The sequence below is a fragment of the Pseudarthrobacter phenanthrenivorans genome, from assembly GCF_036455295.1.
Classification (GTDB): domain Bacteria; phylum Actinomycetota; class Actinomycetes; order Actinomycetales; family Micrococcaceae; genus Arthrobacter; species Arthrobacter phenanthrenivorans_C.
On record NZ_JAYXNX010000001.1, the window covers coordinates 393191 to 410385 of the forward strand.

The following is a 17195-nucleotide window of genomic DNA, read 5'->3' on the forward strand; positions in this document are numbered from 1 at the left end:
TCCTCCCGGCAGCATAAGGAGGGCGGCTCCGCAGATGCGGGGCCGCCCTCCTGCTCTAAGCGCTTCTATTCAGTCGGCCCGGCGCAGCGCGGCCCTGCGCGCCAGGGAGTTCCTGCGGGCGGCCCCCAGCATGTCGAGGGTCAGCAGCAACAGCGCCAGCCACACCACCCCGAACCCGATCCAGCGCTCAACGGTCATTGACTCTCGGAACACCAGCAGGGCCACCAGGAACTGCAGGACGGGAGCAAAATACTGGAGGAGCCCGATAGTGGTCATGGGCAGCCGCCGTGCGGACGCGCCGAAGAAGAGCAGCGGCACAGCGGTGATCACGCCCGAGGCCAGCAGCAGCCAGAAGTGTCCCGCACCCTGCGACGTCAGGGTTGAAGTGCCCCCGGCCGCCAGGACCACCATGGCCACGGCGGCCAGCGGGGCGAGCACCATGGTCTCCACGCTGAGGCTGGTGATGGCATCCACCTTCGACCCCACCCGGTTCTTTACGAAACCGTACAGGCCAAAGCTGAACGCCAGCGTCAGGGCGATCCAGGGCAGCTTTCCGTAGGAATAGGTCAGGACGCCCACGGCCACGAAGCCGACGCCGACCGCGGCCCACTGGAGCGGGCGGAGTTTTTCCTTCAGGGCGAGTACGCCCAGCAGGACCGAGACGAGCGGGTTGATGAAGTAGCCCAGTGACGTTTCCACGGCCTGGCCGGTGGTCACCCCATAGGTGTAGGTCAGCCAGTTGATGGCGATCAGGAAGGCGGCCAGCGCCAGGGAACCAAAGACCCGCCGGTCCTTCAGCGCCGCGGCCAGCACCCGCCACGTCCTGGTGACTGTGATCAGGAGCGCGCAGAACAGCAAGGACCACACCACGCGGTTGGCGACAATTTCGACGGCGCCTGCGGGCATGAGGATGAAGAAGTACAGGGGCAGCAGCCCCCACAAAACGTACGCGCCGATGCCGAACAGCATTCCCGTCGTCGTGTCCCCACCCGCGGGCTTGGGGCCCGAAGCCGGCCCGCCTGCCCTGGAGGTGGCCGCAGGGGAGGAGGCTGCGGATGTGGCGACGCGGGTGGCTGGGGAGGTTCCTTCTGGCATGGGCACGCTCTCAATAACAGCATCCGGCGGGCAGGTATTCCACCAGGCAGGCGGCAATCCGGAAAATAATCAGTAGGCTTGCTTTCATGACATGTGCGCCTTTCCCGGAGCCCACCCCATGAGGCTCCGGCGCAGCAACGCCTCCGGCCGCGGCTACCGCAGGGTGCCGGCCGGCACGGGGTTCAGCTACCGGGACCTGGACGGGTCCACCCTGCCGCCGGGCCCCGTCCGGGACAGGCTGGAAAGCATCGGGATTCCACCGGCATGGACCGACGTCTGGATTGCCCCGTTCGAGAACGGCCACATCCAGGCCACGGGCGTGGATGCCGTGGGCAGGCGCCAGTACATCTACCATCCGGAATGGCGCGAGCGTAAGGACCGGGTGAAGTTCGACCGGTCCCTCCAGCTGGCCGAATCCCTGCCCGCAGCCCGCCGCCGCGTCACGATGGACCTTCGCAGCGACGGGTTCACCCGGGAGCGCGTCCTGGCCGGGGCGTTCCGGATGCTGGACAGTGGCTCCCTCCGGGTGGGGTCGGAACGGTACACCAATGAGAACGGCAGCCGCGGGCTGGCCACCCTGTTGTGCGCACACGTCCAGGTGCGGAAGGACCGGATTACGCTGCGGTTCCCGGCCAAGAGCGGCAAGGACTGGGAATCCGAAATCCGCGACCCCGACCTCGCCGTCCTGCTGCGGCTGCTCAAGCGCCGCGGGCCCAACGCCCGGCTTCTTGCCTACAAGGAGGGCAGGAGGTGGCGGCCGGTCACCAGCGCGGACATCAATGCCTATGTGAAGGAGCGTACCGGCTCCGATTTCACGGCCAAGGACTTCCGGACCCTGCGCGGGACCGTCGCGGCCGCGGAAAGCCTGGCGCGGACCGGAGTCCAGCGGACGGCGGCCAAGCGGAAGCGGGCCATCAGCCGCGCCATGTACGACGCCGCGGAGACGCTGGGAAACACGCCCTCCATTGCGCGCAAGAGCTACGTGGACCCGCGGGTGGTGGACCACTACCAGGACGGCGAAACCATTGATCCGAAACGGCTTGACTCGGCGGAAGCGGAACTGCGGGCGCTGCTGTACCGCGAAGGCAAGGTGGTGGCGCTTGCCGCCAACTAGAATGGGGGACTGTGCGGGGCACCATGCTGCGCACCCTCATGGATCATGAGCAGGACCAGTTCAGAAGGGCTCCCGGTGTCCAACCACAGCGAAACCGCCGCCAACCGTCCCCTCCGCGTCGCCATTGTCGGCGCGGGACCGGCAGGAGTCTATGCTGCGGACATCCTCACCAAATCCAGCGGGGTGAAGGACGGCGACTTCCAGGTCAGCATCGACCTCTTCGAGGCCTATCCGGCGCCTTATGGCCTGATCCGGTACGGCGTTGCCCCGGACCATCCCCGGATCAAGGGCATCGTCAACGCCCTGCACAAGGTTTTGGACCGGGGTGACATCCGCTTCCTGGGCAACGTGACCTACGGCCGGGACCTCACGCTGCACGATTTCCGCGCGTTCTATGACGCCGTGATCTTCTCCACCGGCGCCATCAAGGACGCGGACCTTGATATCCCGGGCATCAACCTGCAGGGCTCCTTCGGCGGCGCGGACTTCGTGTCCTGGTACGACGGCCACCCGGATGTCCCGCGCGAATGGCCCCTGGAGGCCAGGGAAATTGCCGTCATCGGCAACGGCAACGTGGCGCTGGATGTGGCCCGCATGCTGGTCAAGCACCCCGAAGAACTGCTTACCACGGAGATCCCGGACAACGTCTACCAGGGCCTGAAGGCCTCGCCGGTCACCGATGTCCACGTCTTCGGCCGCCGCGGGCCGGCCCAGGTCAAGTTCACCCCGCTGGAGCTGCGCGAGCTCAGCCACATGGATGACGTGGACATCGTCCTGTATCCGGAGGATTTTGAATTCGACGAGGCCTCGGACGAGGCCATCCGCACTAACAACCAGGTCAAGACCATGGTGAACACCCTCACCAACTGGCTGGTGGAGGAACACGCCGAGTCTGAAAACCCTTCCTCCCGCAGGCTGCACCTGCACTTCCTGCACAGCCCCGTTGAAGTGCTCGACGACGGCGCGGGCAAGGTGGGCGGCATCAAGTTTGAGCGCATGCAACTGGACGGGACCGGCAATGCGAAGGGGACGGGTGAGTACGTCGAGTATCCGGTCCAGGCCGTATACCGTGCCATTGGCTACCATGGCTCGGCCCTTGATGAACTGGAGTACGACGCCAAGCGCGGCGTCATCCCGAACCAGGGCGGCCGCGTCCTGGACGCCGAGGGCAACCCGGTTCCCGGCATCTACACCACGGGGTGGATCAAGCGCGGTCCGGTCGGGCTGATCGGCCACACCAAGGGTGATGCGCTGGAGACCATCGGCTTCCTGCTGGAGGACCGGCTGAACCTCCCGGCCGCGCAGAACCCGGACCCGCAGGCCATTATCGACCTGCTCGAGGAACGCGGCATCCAGTACACCACCTGGGAAGGCTGGAACAAGCTTGATGCCCATGAGGCAGGGCTCGGCGCGGCCTGGACCGGGCCTGAGGGCCTGGACCATGTGGTGCGCGAACGCATCAAGGTGGTGCCGCGCGAGGACATGATCCGCATCTCGCGCGACTGAGCCCTATCCCGGGACTTTGTGCCCTGTCCCGTGAGCCGTATTCGAGTTAATCTGATTAACATGAATATGGCCGCGGCAAAGAGCCGAGCCTACGATTCGCCCAAGCGGGCTTCTTCCGCCGCCCAAACCGGGCGCCGGATCCTGCAGGCCACCGAAGACCTCTTCGTTGAGCGGCCGCTGAGCGAGGTCACGCTCAATGCAGTGGCGGAACGGGCCGGCGTGACGGTCCAGACCGTCATCCGCAGGTTCGGTGACCGGGCAGGCCTTATCGGCGCCTGCGCCAAGGCCGCGATGGACCGGGTGGGCAGCCAGCGCAACGCTGCTCCTCCCGGCGACGTGCCCACCGCCGTCGACAATCTCCTGGAACACTACGAAACCACCGGGAGCCTGGCCCTCAAGCTCCTGGCCGAGGAGCAGGCTTCACCCGAGCTGGCGCAGATCACCGAGGGCGGCCGCAACCTGCACCGCCAGTGGTGCGCACGGGTCTTCGCCCCCTTCCTGGACCCCGTGTTCCTGGCAAGCCCGGAGGGCAGTCCGGACCGCGACCGCCGGCTGGCCCAGTTCGTCGCGCTTTGCGACGTCTACACCTGGAAGCTGCTCCGCCTCGACGCAGGGCTCAGCCGCGACCAGGTGGAACAGTCCCTGCTCGAAATGCTGGAACCCTTCACCCGGAGGTCCTGATGTCCACCGTCCTTGCCTACACCTCACCCGCCATCGGCCACTTGTTCCCGATGGTTCCGCTGCTCCAGGAGCTCAAGGCCCGGGGCCACGCAGTCCACGTCCGCACCCTCCGCCGGCAGGTTCCCGTGCTCCGGAAGGAAGGGTTCCAGGCCGAACCCGTGGATGAGCGCATCCTGGCGATCGAAGCCACCGACTACCGTGCCGGAAACTCCAAGGCGGCGCTCGCTTCCAGTGTGGAAACGTTCACGGCCCGCGCACGCTTTGATGCACCTGACCTCCAAAGGGCCATCGACGCTGTTCGTCCGGACCTGCTCCTGGTGGACATCAACGCCTGGGGTGCCCGCATCCAGGCTGAGTCCTCCGGCCTGCCATGGGCCACTTTCAGTCCGTACACGCCGCCGCTGCAGTCACGGGGGACACCCCCGTTTGGCCCCGGGCTCGCCCCCATGTCCGGTCCGCTGGGCATGGTCCGCGATGCGGTGGTGCGGCGCCTGGTGATTGGCGCCGTCGAAAAGTTGATGCTGCCGCGCATCAACTCCCTGCGGGCGGACCTGGCCGGCGGCAGCCTTCGTCCGGTCAGCGGTGCGGATGACATGTTCCGGACTGCCCCGCTCATGCTCGTTGCCACATCCGAACCATTCGAGTACCCGCATCCGGACTGGGGTCCGGACGTGCGCATGATCGGCGCGCTCCAGTGGGAGCCGGCCGGGGAACCTCCCGCGTGGCTGCGGGAGGGAGCGGAGCCTTTCGTGCTGGTGACCACCTCCTCCGAATACCAGGCGGACCAAGCCATTGTCAGGGCCGCGCTGGCCGGCCTTGCTGCCGAACCCTTCACCGTGGTTGCCACCGTGCCGGCGGCGGAAGCCGGATCGGCCGGTGCGAACCGGGCATCGGGGACTGACGGCTTCGGGCCGGTTCCCTCCAATGCCAGGCTGGAGCATTTCGTTTCCCACGGCCCGGTCCTGGACCATGCCGCTGTCGCCATCACCCACGGCGGGATGGGGGCAACGCAGAAGGCACTCTCCAAAGGGGTGCCCGTGGTGGTGGTTCCCTTCGGCCGCGACCAGCACGAGGTTGCGGCACGGGTGGTGGCCGCAGACGCCGGGGTACGGCTCAACCGGAAACACCTCACTCCCGAGCGGCTCCGGGCCGCCGTTCACCAGGCGCGGACCAAAGCCCCGGGCGCGCGGCGGGTTGCCCGGGGCTACTCTGCGGCAGGCGGTGCGGCAGCAGGAGCGGATGCCTTGGAGGCGCTGGTTGGCGTACACCCATGACACCGGGTTTTTGTCCGGCTATGCTTGCTTGGCCACCCCCAGCCCTGCAAAGCAGGGCAAAAATTCCGGACCGGGAGTTCGATGACGAACCTGCTCCATCCTGAACCCCGCCAGCGCGCCGCGCTGGCGGGCCATGAGCGCCTGGACGGTGCCATTTACGAACCTGCGGGCCGTGGCGATGCCACCCCGGAAATCCCCGGCCTCCGTAACCTCATCCGGGAGTCCTGGCAGCGTTCCGCACGCTTCAAAGCCAACCCGGACAACGCGGCCGCCCCGCTCGCCTTCGACTGGGACGAGCTGGAGGACTACCGCCGGCGCCACCCCCTGGCTGCGATCATGCCGGTCATCAACAAACTCCTGGTCCAGCCCAGCCATGACAGCGGGCTCCTGGTTGCCGTGGGTGATGAAGTGGGCAGGCTGTTGTGGGTGGACGGCGACCCCGCCCTCCAGCGCCGGGCAGAAGGCATGATGTTCGTTCCCGGGGCAGACTGGTCCGAGGCCAGCGTAGGCACCAGCGCGCCGGGCACCGCCCTTGCCCTTGGCCGGGGAATCCAGATCGCCGGAGCGGAGCACTACCAGCGGGCTGTCCATCCCTGGAGCTGCACCGCCGTCCCCTTCCACGATCCGGATTCCGGTGCGGTCCTCGGCGTCGTGGACATCACCGGGACGGCCACGGCGGTGGCGCCGCACACCCTGTCGCTGGTGGAGGCCACAGTGGCCGCAGCCCAGGCCCAGCTGCGGGTGGAGCGGCTGCAGCACGCTGCGGAGCTGGCCAGGAAGCCCGTACGACGCCGGACCCCGGCTGCCGCCGGCACGCAGGGCAGGAGTGCCGGGGCAGGCAGCCGTGCCAGGGAAGGCAGCCTGTACCGGAACAGCCTGCAGTTGCTGGGCCGCGACCAGGCGCTGTTGAGCCTGGGAGGGCGGACAGTGTCCCTGTCCGCCCGGCACAGTGAGATCCTTGCCCTGCTCAGCACGCACCCGGAAGGGCTTAGCGCCGAGGAGCTTGGCACGCTGCTGTACCCGGGGGAGGGCTCCACCATCACGCTCCGGGCCGAGATGGTGCGCCTCCGCAAAGTCATCCAGGAATTGAGCCCGGACGCGGTTCCCGGTTCGCGGCCGTACCGGCTGCCGCTGGACCTGGTGCCGGACACGGGCCAGGTGCTCAGTTGCCTGCAGCGCGGCGCGCACCGGATCGCCCTGGAGATTTACCGCGGCGAGGTGCTGCCCCGCTCTGAGGCGCCTGGCATCGTGGAGCTGCGGAGGAGGGTCTCATCCCTGCTCCGGGAAGCGGTCCTCACCGACGGCAGTGCCGAGTCCCTGCTCAAATTCGCCGCGCTGCCCGAGGCAAGGGACGACGTCGGGATCCGCCGTGCGGCGCTCCGCCTCCTGCCGCCGCGCTCACCCAAGCGGGCCGCCGTCGTGGCCGACCTGGAACGGCTGGAAGCCGAACAGCGCGCCTGACCGGCGACCGGTGCTTGAGCTTGTAGGGACCAGGTTCCGGCACGCTCAACCACGTGTTGTGATTCAGCTCTCACCGTTGCAACCTTGCTGCAACCTCCCCGCTCCTACGCTGGCTTCATTGGCGAGCGCCCCTACGGGCCAGCCTTCTGCACAGCAAAGGAGCTAAGCAATGACCGTTTACGCACAGCCGGGAACCGACGGTTCGAAGGTCACCTTCAAGGACCGGTACGAAAACTGGATTGGCGGCGAATGGGTGGCCCCGGTGAAGGGCGAGTACTTCGAAAACGTCACCCCCGTGACGGGCAAGGCGTTCTGCCAGGTGGCCCGTGGCACGGCCGAGGACATCGAGCTCGCCCTGGACGCGGCACACAAGGCCGCACCCTCCTGGGGCAAGACCTCCGTGGCGGAACGCGCCGCCATCCTGAACAAGATCGCCGACCGCATCGACGAAAACCTCGAGATGCTCGCCGTGGCCGAAACGTGGGACAACGGCAAGCCCATCCGGGAAACCCTCAACGCCGACCTGCCGCTGGCCTCGGACCACTTCCGCTACTTCGCCTCAGCGGTTCGCGCCCAGGAGGGCAGCCTGTCCCAGCTCGATGACAACACCACCGCCTACCACTTCCACGAACCGCTCGGCGTGGTGGGCCAGATCATCCCCTGGAACTTCCCCATCCTGATGGCCGTCTGGAAGCTTGCGCCCGCGCTCGCCGCCGGCAACACCGTGGTCCTCAAGCCCGCAGAGCAGACGCCGTCGTCCATCCTGGTGCTGATGGAACTGATCGGGGACCTGCTGCCCGCCGGCGTCATCAACGTGGTCAACGGGTTCGGTGTGGAGGCCGGCAAGCCGCTGGCGTCCAGCTCCCGGATCCGGAAGATTGCCTTCACCGGTGAAACCACCACCGGCCGTCTCATCAGCCAGTACGCCAGCCAGAACCTCATTCCCGTCACCCTGGAACTGGGCGGCAAGAGCCCCAACATCTTCTTCAACGACGTTGCCCAGGAAAACGACGCCTTCTATGACAAGGCGCAGGAGGGCTTCGCGCTGTTCGCCTTCAACCAGGGCGAAGTCTGCACCTGCCCGTCGCGGGCGCTGGTGCAGGAGGACATCTACGAGTCCTTCATGACCGACGCCGTGGCACGGGTGGAGAAGATGATCCAGGGCAACCCCCTGGACACCGAGACCCAGGTGGGTGCGCAGGCTTCCAACGACCAGCTGGAAAAGATCCTGTCCTACATCGACATCGGAAAGCAGGAAGGTGCCAAGGTGCTCACCGGCGGCGCGCGTGCAGAACTGCCGGGCGACCTCGCCGGCGGCTTCTACGTCCAGCCCACCGTGTTCGAAGGCCACAACAGGATGCGGATCTTCCAGGAGGAGATCTTCGGCCCGGTGGTGGCGGTGACGAAGTTCAGCGACTACAACGACGCCATGGGCATTGCCAACGACACCCTCTACGGTCTGGGCGCCGGCGTCTGGTCCCGCAACGGCAACGTGGCCTACCGCGCCGGCCGCGAGATCCAGGCCGGACGCGTCTGGGTCAACAACTACCACGCCTACCCGGCAGGAGCCGCGTTCGGCGGCTACAAGTCCTCCGGCATCGGCCGTGAGAACCACGCCATGATGCTGGACCACTACCAGCAGACCAAGAACCTCCTGGTCAGCTACGACGAAAACAAGCTCGGCTTCTTCTAGGCCGGCCCGTACCACTACAACGACGCAAGGATTTCGCCAATGACGACGACAATGCAAGCAGCAGTAGTAACCGAATTCGGCAAGGACCTGCAGGTCCAGACCCTCGACGTCCCCACGCCGGGGCCGGGTCAGGCCTTGGTCAAGGTCCTGACCACCGGGGTCTGCCACACCGACCTCCATGCGGCGGAAGGCGACTGGCCGGTCAAACCCTCCCCTCCGTTCGTGCCCGGGCACGAGGGCGTGGGTGAAGTGGTGGCCCTGGGTGAGGGGGTTTCCGGCCTCGCCGTCGGCGACCTGGTGGGCAACGCGTGGCTGTGGTCAGCCTGCGGCGACTGCCAGTACTGCCGCACCGGATGGGAAACACTCTGCGAGGCGCAGCAGAACGGCGGGTACAGCGTGGACGGCTCCTTCGGGGAGTACATGCTGGTGGACTCCCGTTTCGCGGCGCGCATACCGGCGGGATCCGACCCCGTCGAAGTGGCGCCGGTGCTTTGCGCCGGCGTCACCGTCTACAAGGGCCTGAAGATGACCGAGGCCCGGCCGGGCCAGTGGGTCACCATTTCCGGCATCGGCGGCCTGGGCCACATCGCCGTCCAGTATGCCGTGGCCATGGGACTCCGGGTTGCGGCCGTGGACATCGCCGACGACAAACTGGCCCTGGCCAAGGCCCACGGTGCTGAACTCACGGTCAACGCCCTGCATGAGGACCCGGCGGAGGTGATCCAGCGGGAGACAGGAGGCTGCCATGGAGTTCTGGTCACTGCGGTGCACCCGTCAGCGTTCGGACAGGCCATTGGGATGGCCCGCCGCGGCGGCACCATCGTGTTCAACGGACTGCCGCCGGGGGATTTCCCGGCGCCGATCTTCGAGATTGTGCTCAAGGGACTGACTGTCCGCGGCTCGATCGTCGGCACCCGGCAGGACATGGAGGAAGCCCTGGACTTCTATGCCCGGGGGAAGATCCACCCCACCGTGTCCGTGCGGGAACTGTCGGAGGTCAATGCCGTGCTCGATGAGATGAAGCACGCCAAGATCGACGGCCGCGTGGTGCTGAGGTTCTGATGCCGGCGGAAGGACTCGACGCCGCCGTGACGCTGACCGGGGAAGATTTTTCCCGGGTTGCGCTCACGCCGGCCGCGGTGCACCTGCTGCGGATGCTGTGGGACCGGCACGGCCCGCTCATGTTCCACCAGTCCGGCGGCTGCTGCGACGGGTCCTCGCCCATGTGCTACCCGGCCGGGGAGTTCATCACGGGCGACTCGGATGTCCTGCTGGGGCTGTTCGACCTGTCCGGCGGCATCCAGCCCATGCCGCTTGAGTTCTGGATGTCCAGGGAGCAGTTCAACTACTGGAGCCACACCCACCTCACGGTTGACGTGGTGCCCGGCAGGGGGAGCGGCTTTTCCGTTGAAGCGCCTGAAGGTAAACGCTTCCTGATCCGGTCAACACTGATGGACTGGCCTGCCTAGGAAGTTCGATCAACGGCCACTCGGGGCTCTCCATTCGGAGGGCCCCGAGTGCGCTGGCAGAAGAATGTTCGGCAAAGGGACCGTCTCACTATTCGGGACGATTGGGGCCGTCCAGTGGATGGACACTATCGTTGATAGGTCTGTTTCCCTCACAAACCAGGATTGTGACCCCCTATGAATCTTCTGCGGACAAAATCCATCGAGCAGTCGATCGCCGACGCCGATGAGCCCGGACGCAAACTCAAGCGTTCCCTCAGCACCTGGGACCTCATGATCATGGGCGTCGCCGTTGCTGTCGGTGCCGGCATCTTCTCGGTTGGCGCGAAGGCCGCGGCCAACTTCGCCGGCCCTGCCGTGACGCTCTCCTTTGCCATCGCAGCTGTAACCTGTGCGCTGGCCATCATGTGCTACGCCGAGTTTGCCACCGCCATCCCCGTGGCGGGCTCCGCCTACGTCTTCACGTACGCCACCATGGGCGAACTCCTTGCCTGGATCATCGGCTGGAACCTGATCCTTGAGCTGTTCACCGCCGCGGCCGTGATCGCCAAGTACTGGGGCATCTACCTGAGCAAGGTCTTCGCCCTCACCGGACTCGACGTCCCGCCGTCCATCTCGCTGGGCGGGGTGGACCTCTACTGGGGCGCCTTCCTGATCGTGGCCATCTTCACCGTGCTGCTGGTGCTGGGCACCAAGCTGTCCGCCCGCGTGGGCAACATCTTCACCCTGATCAAGATCGCCGTGGTGCTGTTCGTGATCGTGGTGGGCTTCACCTACGTGAAGTTCGAGAACTACACGCCGTTCGTTCCCGCTGCCGAGCCCACCGCCGGCACCGGCGCCGCGGACGTCCTGAAGCAGTCCTTCTTCGGTTTCCTCACCGGCGCAGCCCCCGCACAGTACGGCACCATGGGCATCTTCGCCGGTGCCGCACTGGTGTTCTTCGCCTTCATCGGCTTCGACGTGGTGGCCACCTCAGCCGAGGAAGTGAAGAACCCGCAGAAAACCCTGCCGCGCGGCATCTTCGGCGGCCTGGCCCTGGTGACGCTGCTGTACATCCTCGTCTCCCTGGCCCTGACCGGCATGGTCTCCTACACCAAGCTGGCCGAAGCCAAGAGCCCCACCCTCACCACCGCCTTCGAAGCCGTGGGTGACACGTCCGCCGCCAAGGTCATCGCCTTTGGTTCCCTGGTGGGCCTGACCACCGTGATCATGGTGCTCCTCATGGGCCTGTCCCGCGTGGTGCTGGCCATGAGCCGCGACGGCCTGCTGCCGCGGGCGCTGTCCAAGACCAGCGACAAGCGTTCGACCCCCGTGCGCCTGCAGATCATCTGCGGTGCCGCAGTTGCGCTGGTGGCCGGCCTTACCAACGTGGACCTGCTCGAGGAAATGATCAACATCGGCACCCTCTCCGCGTTCGTGGTGGTCAGCCTGGGCATCCTGGTGCTCCGGAAGAAGCGGCCGGACCTGAAGCCTGCCTTCCGCGTACCGTTCGGCAAGGTGCTCCCCATCGTCTCTGCCGTGCTGTGCCTGTACCTGATGACCAACCTGGCCGTGGAGACCTGGATCTTCTTTGCCTTCTGGCTGGTCCTGGGCCTGGCGATCTACTTCGCCTACGGCCAGCGCCACTCACGGCTCAATGAGCGCTTCGCCGGCGCCAAGGCCAGCGTCAACGGCACCGCTCCCCGCGCGGCCGCCGAGTCTGAGGACGAGGATGAGCTGAGCCGCACCTGACGGCCCGCAGCTCCTGCTGTTGAACTGCCCGTCCGGCTTGTGCCGGGCGGGCAGCAGCATCTCCGGCCGGTCCGCAGTGCCGGCCCGGCCGCGCAGTTCGCCCCCGCGGTGTTCCCGCTGATTCAGCGTTCCGGGGCGGTCACGGCGCCGCATTCCGGCCCACCCACTCCACCAGCGGACGCACCTGCCGCCAGCGGGCAGCAATCTCCTCCGTGGCCGCAGCGGAGGACACCCACCCGGGCACGCCCAAGTGCGATCCGGTGTACAGGGTCTTGTGCTTGAGGAGTTCGGCGCGGGGGTGGTGGGGGTCGAACCCGCGCGGAACAGTCTTGAGTTTTTCGCCCTCAATGCTGAACCCCGCGGCCGCGATCGAGTCCACGATTTCCTGCAGCGCTGCGCCGCTTGCGGACGCATCGGCGGCAGCCCGGAACCGGGCAAGCTGCGCCGGCGTGTGGGAGCGGTAGCCGCCGCCCACCAGCAGGCCGTCGGCGCTGACCTGAAGGTAATAGCCCACCCCTTCCTGCCGGGTGGCGAAGGCGCCCTGGGCGGTCTTGTAAGGCGACTTGTCCTGGGAGAACCGGACGTCGCGGTAGGGGCGGAACAGCTTGGCCGGCCCGAATTCCGGCTCCAGTCCAGTAAGCAGCCGGACAAGGGGCTCCTTGACGGCGGCCTGGTACGTGTCCTTGTGCGCCAGCCACCACTCGCGGTTGTTGTTGCCTTCCAGCTCCTCATAGAAGCGGAAGGCTTCCGGGGGAATGCCTGCAAATGTGTCCATGCAATGGAGCCTAGGACCGGGCCCGGGGGCAGGCCAGGGAACCTGGACCGTATGTGCAAAAACACGGCAGCAAAAAGACCACCCCGCCACGGAAAACCCGTGACGGGGTGGTCTTTCAGTTCAACGGACAGGAAGCCTGGTCAGCCAACCTTGTTGGCGGACTCAGCGTCCGAGGTGGGAGCCGAGGGTGCATCGGCTGCGCCCAGGTTGGCGCGGAGCTTGGCGCCCAGTTCGGCGTCGACATTGGTCCAGTACTGGATGGCGCGTTCCTTGATGTCGGAGCGCTTCACGCCGCCCACGGCGCCGGTGATGGTCTCCAGGAACCGGGCCTTCTCGGCTTCGTTGTAGACCTCGCGGTACAGCGCACCGGCCTGGACGAAATCGCCGTCCTCGGCGTGCAGGGAGTGCGCGGAAAGGGTCAGCTCGCCGTCGTTCTCCCAGCCGCCGGCCGGGTTCTGCGGCTCAAGTGCAGCCGGTCCACCAAAGGTGTTGGGGGCGTAGACCGGAACCGAGGGGGCGTTGAACAGGAAACGTCCCTGGCCGTCCTGGCTGTAGTTGTTCACCTGGTTCTTGGGCTGGTTCACCGGGATCTGGGCGTGGTTGGTGCCCACGCGGTAGCGGTGTGCGTCCGCGTAGGAGAAGATGCGGGCCTGCAGCATCTTGTCCGGGGAGGCAGCGATGCCGGGCACGAAGTTCGACGGCGCGAAGGTGGCCTGCTCGATCTGCGCGAAGTAGTTCTCCGGGTTGCGGTTCAGCTCCATGGTGCCAACCTTAATCAGCGGGTAGTCACTGTGCGGCCACACCTTGGTCAGGTCGAACGGGTTGAAGCGGTAGGTCTTGGCATCCTCGTAGGGCATCACCTGGACGTGCAGGTCCCAGGACGGGAAGTTGCCGGCCTCGATGTTCTCGGACAGGTCGCGGATGTAGAAGTCCGCGTCCGAGCCGGCAAGCTGTTCGGCCTGCTCGGAGCTCATGGAGTTCACGCCCTGGTTGGACTTGAAGTGGTACTTCACCCAGAACCGCTCGCCCTCGGCGTTGATCCACTGGTAGGTGTGCGAGCCGTAGCCCTGCATTTCACGCCAGGAGGCGGGCAGGCCGCGGTCGCCCATGAGCCAGGTGACCTGGTGTGCGGACTCGGGGGACAGGGTCCAGAAGTCCCACTGCATGTCGGCGTCGCGCAGGTGGGTGCCCGGCAGGCGCTTCTGGGAGTGGATGAAGTCCGGGAACTTGATGCCGTCGCGGATGAAGAAGACGGGGGTGTTGTTGCCCACCAGGTCGTAGTTGCCCTCGGTGGTGTAGAACTTCACGGCGAAACCGCGGGGGTCGCGCCAGGTGTCCGGGGAGCCGTTCTCGCCGGCCACGGAGGAGAAGCGGATGAGCATTTCGGTCTCGACGCCGGGCTGCAGGAATGCTGCCTTGGTGTACTTGGAGACGTCCTCGGTGGTCTTGAACGTGCCGAATGCACCGCCGCCCTTGGCGTGCACTACGCGCTCCGGGACCCGCTCACGGTTGAACTGGGCGAGCTTTTCCACCAGGTAGTGGTCGGTCAGAATGATGGCACCATCGGCACCAACTGACTTCGAGTGTGCGTCGGACGTAACCGGCGCGCCTGACTGGGTTGTGGAAACGGCAGTCATTGTTCTCCTATTTCTCTTTTTCTTGCGAGGGACTGTGGGGAGGAAGTTGCTGGGCCTGCTGGCATTCCTGGCAGATGCCCTGATACATGACATCCGCGATCTGGATGGTCATGGGCTTGGCGTCGGGGTTCCAGTGCGGCGTGAGGCACGGGGCATGGCCGACGGCGCAGTCCACGTCCTCCACCCGGCCGCAGCTGATGCAGATGGCGTGGTGGTGGTTGTCGCCCACGCGCGTCTCATACAGGGCGGGGGAGTGCGGCGGCTCGAAGCGGCGCAGCATGTGCAGGTCCGTCAGGTCGCCGAGGACCACGTACACGGACTGGGCCGTCAGCTCCGGCAGCTCGGCGCGGGCGGCGGCAAGGATGCTTTCGGCAGGGGAATGCGGGTGGCGTTCGACGGCGGCGAGGACAGCGAGCCGCTGCTTGGTCACCCTGCGGCCGTGGGCGCGCAGGGCTGCAGCCCATGCTTCCTGGCCGTCAAAGTGCTCCGTCATGGCACCATTGAAGCACTTATTATTACTAACTCACAATAAGGCTTGGCTTACCTTCCCGTGTCGCCCGCTAGTGTTACCGGGTGGGAAAACTACTTGCCGATGTCACGCCGCTCAAGGAAAGCCCCGCATTCCGCCGGCTGTGGCTCGGATCGGCAGTGTCCGCCGTCGGCAGCCAACTCACTCTGGTGGCAGTCAGCCTCGAGGTGTACCGCCTGACCTCGGAGAGCTTCTACGTGGGCCTGCTGGGCATCTTCGCGCTGGTTCCCCTGGTGATCGGCGGACTGATGGGCGGCTCCATCGCCGACGCCCACGACCGCCGCCGCATCGCCCTGCTGGCCTCCCTGGTGCTGTGGCTGACCACAGGGCTGATTGCGCTCCAGGCCTGGCTGCAGCTGGGCAACATCTGGGTGCTGTACCTCCTGGTGGCACTGCAAAGCGGCGCCCAGGCCATCAACCAGCCCGCCCGCAGCGCCATCATCCCCACGCTCATCCGCAAGGAACTCCTGCCGGCCGCCAACGCGCTGAGCATGCTCTCCATGGGCCTTGCCATGACGGCAGGGCCGCTGCTGGCCGGGCTCCTGGTGGCGTGGGTCGGGTTCGGCTGGACCTACACCGTCGACTTTGTGAGCTTCGCCTTCGTCCTCTGGGCCGTCTACCGCCTCCCGCCCATGCCGCCCGCGGGCATGCGCAGCAAGGTAGGGCTCCGCTCCGTCATTGAGGGGTTCCGTTTCCTGGGGACCCGGCCCAACCTCCGCATGACCTTCATCATCGACATCGTGGCCATGGTCCTTGCCCAGCCGCGGGCGCTGCTTCCCGCCGTGGCCGCACTCATGATCGGCGGCGGCGAGGCAACCGTGGGCATCCTGCTGGCCAGCACCGCCGTCGGGGCCTTCCTGGCCGGCCTGTTCTCCGGTCCGCTGGGCATGGTGCGCCGCCAGGGGACCGCCGTGGTCATCTCCGTGATGGGCTGGGGCGGGTCCATTGCGGCGTTCGGCCTGGTGGTGCTGCTTGCCGGCAGCGCGCCGGACGGCACGGTGACAGTGTGGCTGCTGCCCGCAGCACTCTGCTGCGCCCTGGCCGGGATCGCCGACTCGATCAGCAGCGTCTTCCGGAACACCATCCTGCAGGCGGCAGCCCCGGACCACCTGCGCGGACGGCTGCAGGGCGTGTTCATCGTGGTGGTGGCCGGCGGACCGCGGATCGGCGACCTGCTGGCCGGCGGCGCGACTAAGATTTTGAGTGAGGGCTGGGTCCTGCTGGTCGGCGGTGTGCTGTGCATCGCGGGGGCGTGGCTGGCGGCGAAGCTACAGCCGGGCTTCCGGAAATACGATGCCCGGAACCCGGTGCCCTAGCCGGCCGTTCCCTTAGTAAGGAGGAAACGTGCACAACCATCACAACGGCCTGAAGACCGCAGCACTGTTCGGGGTGCTCTGGGCCGTACTGCTCGGCCTCGGCGGCCTCATCGGCGTCGGTACCCGCAGCTCCGCGCCCATCTGGATCATGGCGCTGATCGGCGTCGGCACCACTTTCTACGGCTACTGGAACAGCGACAAGATCGCCATCCGGTCCATGCAGGCCTTCCCGGTGACCGAAGCCCAGGCCCCGCAGCTCTACCAGATCGTCCGCGAGCTCTCGATGCGCGCCAACCAGCCCATGCCGCGCATCTATGTCTCGCCCACCATGAACCCCAATGCCTTCGCTACCGGCCGCAATCCGAAAAACGCTGCCGTCTGCTGCACGGAAGGCATCCTGCAGCTCCTGGACGCCCGGGAACTCCGCGGCGTCCTGGGCCACGAACTGATGCACGTCTACAACCGCGACATCCTCACCTCATCTGTTGCGGCCGCCGTCGCCGGCGTCATTACCTCGGTTGGCCAGATGCTGCTGTTCTTCGGCGGCGGGGACCGGCGCAACGCCAACCCGCTGGCGATGATCGCCATGGCCCTGCTGGCGCCCTTCGCGGCGTCGCTGATCCAGATGGCCATCTCCCGCACCAGGGAGTACGACGCCGACGAGGACGGTTCGCAGCTCACCGGGGATCCGCTGGCACTCGCCTCAGCCCTGGGCAAGATTGAGCGCGGCGTCAGCCTTGCGCCGTTGCCGCAGGACCAGCGGCTGGTCAACGCCTCGCACCTGATGATCGCCAACCCGTTCCGCGGCGGCGCCATGAACAGGCTGTTCGCCACCCACCCGCCCATGCGGGACCGCATCGTCCGTCTGGAGCGGATGGCCGGCCGGCAGGTGTAGGCGGGATCCCGCCGTCGGACGC

General features: G+C 66.7%; 15 protein-coding genes. 11 read left to right on the plus strand and 4 right to left on the minus strand.

Annotated elements, in window-relative coordinates:
* Positions 1 to 69 precede the first annotated feature (69 nt).
* Positions 70 to 1095 carry an EamA family transporter RarD gene (gene rarD / locus VXJ37_RS01850; RefSeq protein ID WP_440589763.1) on the minus strand — a complete coding sequence of 342 codons (1026 nt, stop codon included), beginning with the start codon at positions 1093 to 1095 and terminating at the stop codon, positions 70 to 72.
* A gap of 118 nt (positions 1096 to 1213) precedes the next feature.
* On the opposite strand from rarD, the gene VXJ37_RS01855 reads away from it, so the two are divergent.
* From VXJ37_RS01855 to VXJ37_RS01895, 9 genes are all read left to right on the plus strand, one after another.
* On the plus strand, positions 1214 to 2209 hold the full coding sequence (locus VXJ37_RS01855; RefSeq protein WP_331321477.1) for a DNA topoisomerase IB: 996 nt from the start codon (positions 1214 to 1216) through the stop codon (positions 2207 to 2209).
* Between the two features lie 45 nt (positions 2210 to 2254).
* A complete protein-coding gene (locus VXJ37_RS01860) occupies positions 2255 to 3715 on the plus strand; it encodes an FAD-dependent oxidoreductase (protein WP_440589764.1) in 1461 nt (486 codons plus the stop codon).
* A 60-nt stretch (positions 3716 to 3775) separates the two neighbouring features.
* On the plus strand, positions 3776 to 4396 hold the full coding sequence (locus VXJ37_RS01865) for a TetR/AcrR family transcriptional regulator (RefSeq protein ID WP_331321373.1): 621 nt from the start codon (positions 3776 to 3778) through the stop codon (positions 4394 to 4396).
* Complete coding sequence (locus VXJ37_RS01870; RefSeq protein ID WP_331321374.1) at positions 4396 to 5670, plus strand: glycosyltransferase; 1275 nt, start codon at positions 4396 to 4398, stop codon at positions 5668 to 5670. The genes VXJ37_RS01865 and VXJ37_RS01870 overlap by 1 nt, the downstream gene beginning before the upstream one ends.
* A gap of 81 nt (positions 5671 to 5751) precedes the next feature.
* Positions 5752 to 7131 carry a GAF domain-containing protein gene (locus VXJ37_RS01875; protein WP_331321375.1) on the plus strand — a complete coding sequence of 460 codons (1380 nt, stop codon included), beginning with the start codon at positions 5752 to 5754 and terminating at the stop codon, positions 7129 to 7131.
* Positions 7132 to 7300: 169 nt separating this feature from the next.
* A complete protein-coding gene (exaC, locus tag VXJ37_RS01880) occupies positions 7301 to 8824 on the plus strand; it encodes an acetaldehyde dehydrogenase ExaC (protein WP_331321376.1) in 1524 nt (507 codons plus the stop codon).
* A 39-nt stretch (positions 8825 to 8863) separates the two neighbouring features.
* A complete protein-coding gene (gene adhP / locus VXJ37_RS01885) occupies positions 8864 to 9886 on the plus strand; it encodes an alcohol dehydrogenase AdhP (protein WP_331321377.1) in 1023 nt (340 codons plus the stop codon).
* On the plus strand, positions 9886 to 10293 hold the full coding sequence (locus VXJ37_RS01890; protein ID WP_331321378.1) for a DUF779 domain-containing protein: 408 nt from the start codon (positions 9886 to 9888) through the stop codon (positions 10291 to 10293). Before adhP ends, VXJ37_RS01890 begins: the two co-directional genes overlap by 1 nt.
* Before the next feature lie 174 nt (positions 10294 to 10467).
* Positions 10468 to 12021 (plus strand): amino acid permease, encoded by a 1554-nt coding sequence (locus VXJ37_RS01895; protein WP_331321379.1) that lies wholly within the window; start codon positions 10468 to 10470, stop codon positions 12019 to 12021.
* Positions 12022 to 12160: 139 nt separating this feature from the next.
* Here the strand turns inward: VXJ37_RS01895 and VXJ37_RS01900 are convergent, their stop codons facing one another.
* From VXJ37_RS01900 to VXJ37_RS01910, 3 genes are all read right to left on the minus strand, one after another.
* Positions 12161 to 12796, minus strand: a complete 636-nt coding sequence (locus VXJ37_RS01900) for a DUF2461 domain-containing protein (protein WP_331321380.1) — start codon at positions 12794 to 12796, stop codon at positions 12161 to 12163.
* A gap of 140 nt (positions 12797 to 12936) precedes the next feature.
* Entirely contained in the window at positions 12937 to 14433 is a 1497-nt protein-coding gene (locus tag VXJ37_RS01905; protein WP_331321381.1) for a catalase, read from the minus strand.
* Between the two features lie 7 nt (positions 14434 to 14440).
* Positions 14441 to 14926 carry a Fur family transcriptional regulator gene (locus tag VXJ37_RS01910; protein ID WP_142133005.1) on the minus strand — a complete coding sequence of 162 codons (486 nt, stop codon included), beginning with the start codon at positions 14924 to 14926 and terminating at the stop codon, positions 14441 to 14443.
* Positions 14927 to 15006: 80 nt separating this feature from the next.
* On the opposite strand from VXJ37_RS01910, the gene VXJ37_RS01915 reads away from it, so the two are divergent.
* Together VXJ37_RS01915 and htpX are read left to right on the plus strand one after the other, a co-directional pair.
* Positions 15007 to 16278, plus strand: a complete 1272-nt coding sequence (locus VXJ37_RS01915) for an MFS transporter (RefSeq protein ID WP_331321382.1) — start codon at positions 15007 to 15009, stop codon at positions 16276 to 16278.
* Between the two features lie 28 nt (positions 16279 to 16306).
* Positions 16307 to 17173: a zinc metalloprotease HtpX gene (htpX, locus tag VXJ37_RS01920; RefSeq protein ID WP_331321383.1), complete on the plus strand. Its 867-nt coding sequence runs from the start codon at positions 16307 to 16309 to the stop codon at positions 17171 to 17173.
* The last annotated feature ends 22 nt before the right edge of the window (positions 17174 to 17195 follow it).

Excerpts from the sequence above, each read along its gene's own strand:
- VXJ37_RS01865 (WP_331321373.1), top strand. The coding sequence starts at position 3,776 with ATGAATATGGCCGCGGCAAAGAGCCGAGCCTACGATTCGCCCAAGCGG.
- VXJ37_RS01895 (WP_331321379.1), top strand. The coding sequence starts at position 10,468 with ATGAATCTTCTGCGGACAAAATCCATCGAGCAGTCGATCGCCGACGCC.
- VXJ37_RS01905 (WP_331321381.1), bottom strand. The coding sequence starts at position 14,433 with ATGACTGCCGTTTCCACAACCCAGTCAGGCGCGCCGGTTACGTCCGAC.
- VXJ37_RS01870 (WP_331321374.1), top strand. The coding sequence starts at position 4,396 with ATGTCCACCGTCCTTGCCTACACCTCACCCGCCATCGGCCACTTGTTC.
- adhP (WP_331321377.1), top strand. The coding sequence starts at position 8,864 with ATGACGACGACAATGCAAGCAGCAGTAGTAACCGAATTCGGCAAGGAC.
- rarD (WP_440589763.1), bottom strand. The coding sequence starts at position 1,095 with ATGCCAGAAGGAACCTCCCCAGCCACCCGCGTCGCCACATCCGCAGCC.
- VXJ37_RS01860 (WP_440589764.1), top strand. The coding sequence starts at position 2,255 with ATGAGCAGGACCAGTTCAGAAGGGCTCCCGGTGTCCAACCACAGCGAA.
- VXJ37_RS01855 (WP_331321477.1), top strand. The coding sequence starts at position 1,214 with ATGAGGCTCCGGCGCAGCAACGCCTCCGGCCGCGGCTACCGCAGGGTG.
- VXJ37_RS01890 (WP_331321378.1), top strand. The coding sequence starts at position 9,886 with ATGCCGGCGGAAGGACTCGACGCCGCCGTGACGCTGACCGGGGAAGAT.
- exaC (WP_331321376.1), top strand. The coding sequence starts at position 7,301 with ATGACCGTTTACGCACAGCCGGGAACCGACGGTTCGAAGGTCACCTTC.
- VXJ37_RS01910 (WP_142133005.1), bottom strand. The coding sequence starts at position 14,926 with ATGACGGAGCACTTTGACGGCCAGGAAGCATGGGCTGCAGCCCTGCGC.
- VXJ37_RS01875 (WP_331321375.1), top strand. The coding sequence starts at position 5,752 with ATGACGAACCTGCTCCATCCTGAACCCCGCCAGCGCGCCGCGCTGGCG.
- VXJ37_RS01900 (WP_331321380.1), bottom strand. The coding sequence starts at position 12,796 with ATGGACACATTTGCAGGCATTCCCCCGGAAGCCTTCCGCTTCTATGAG.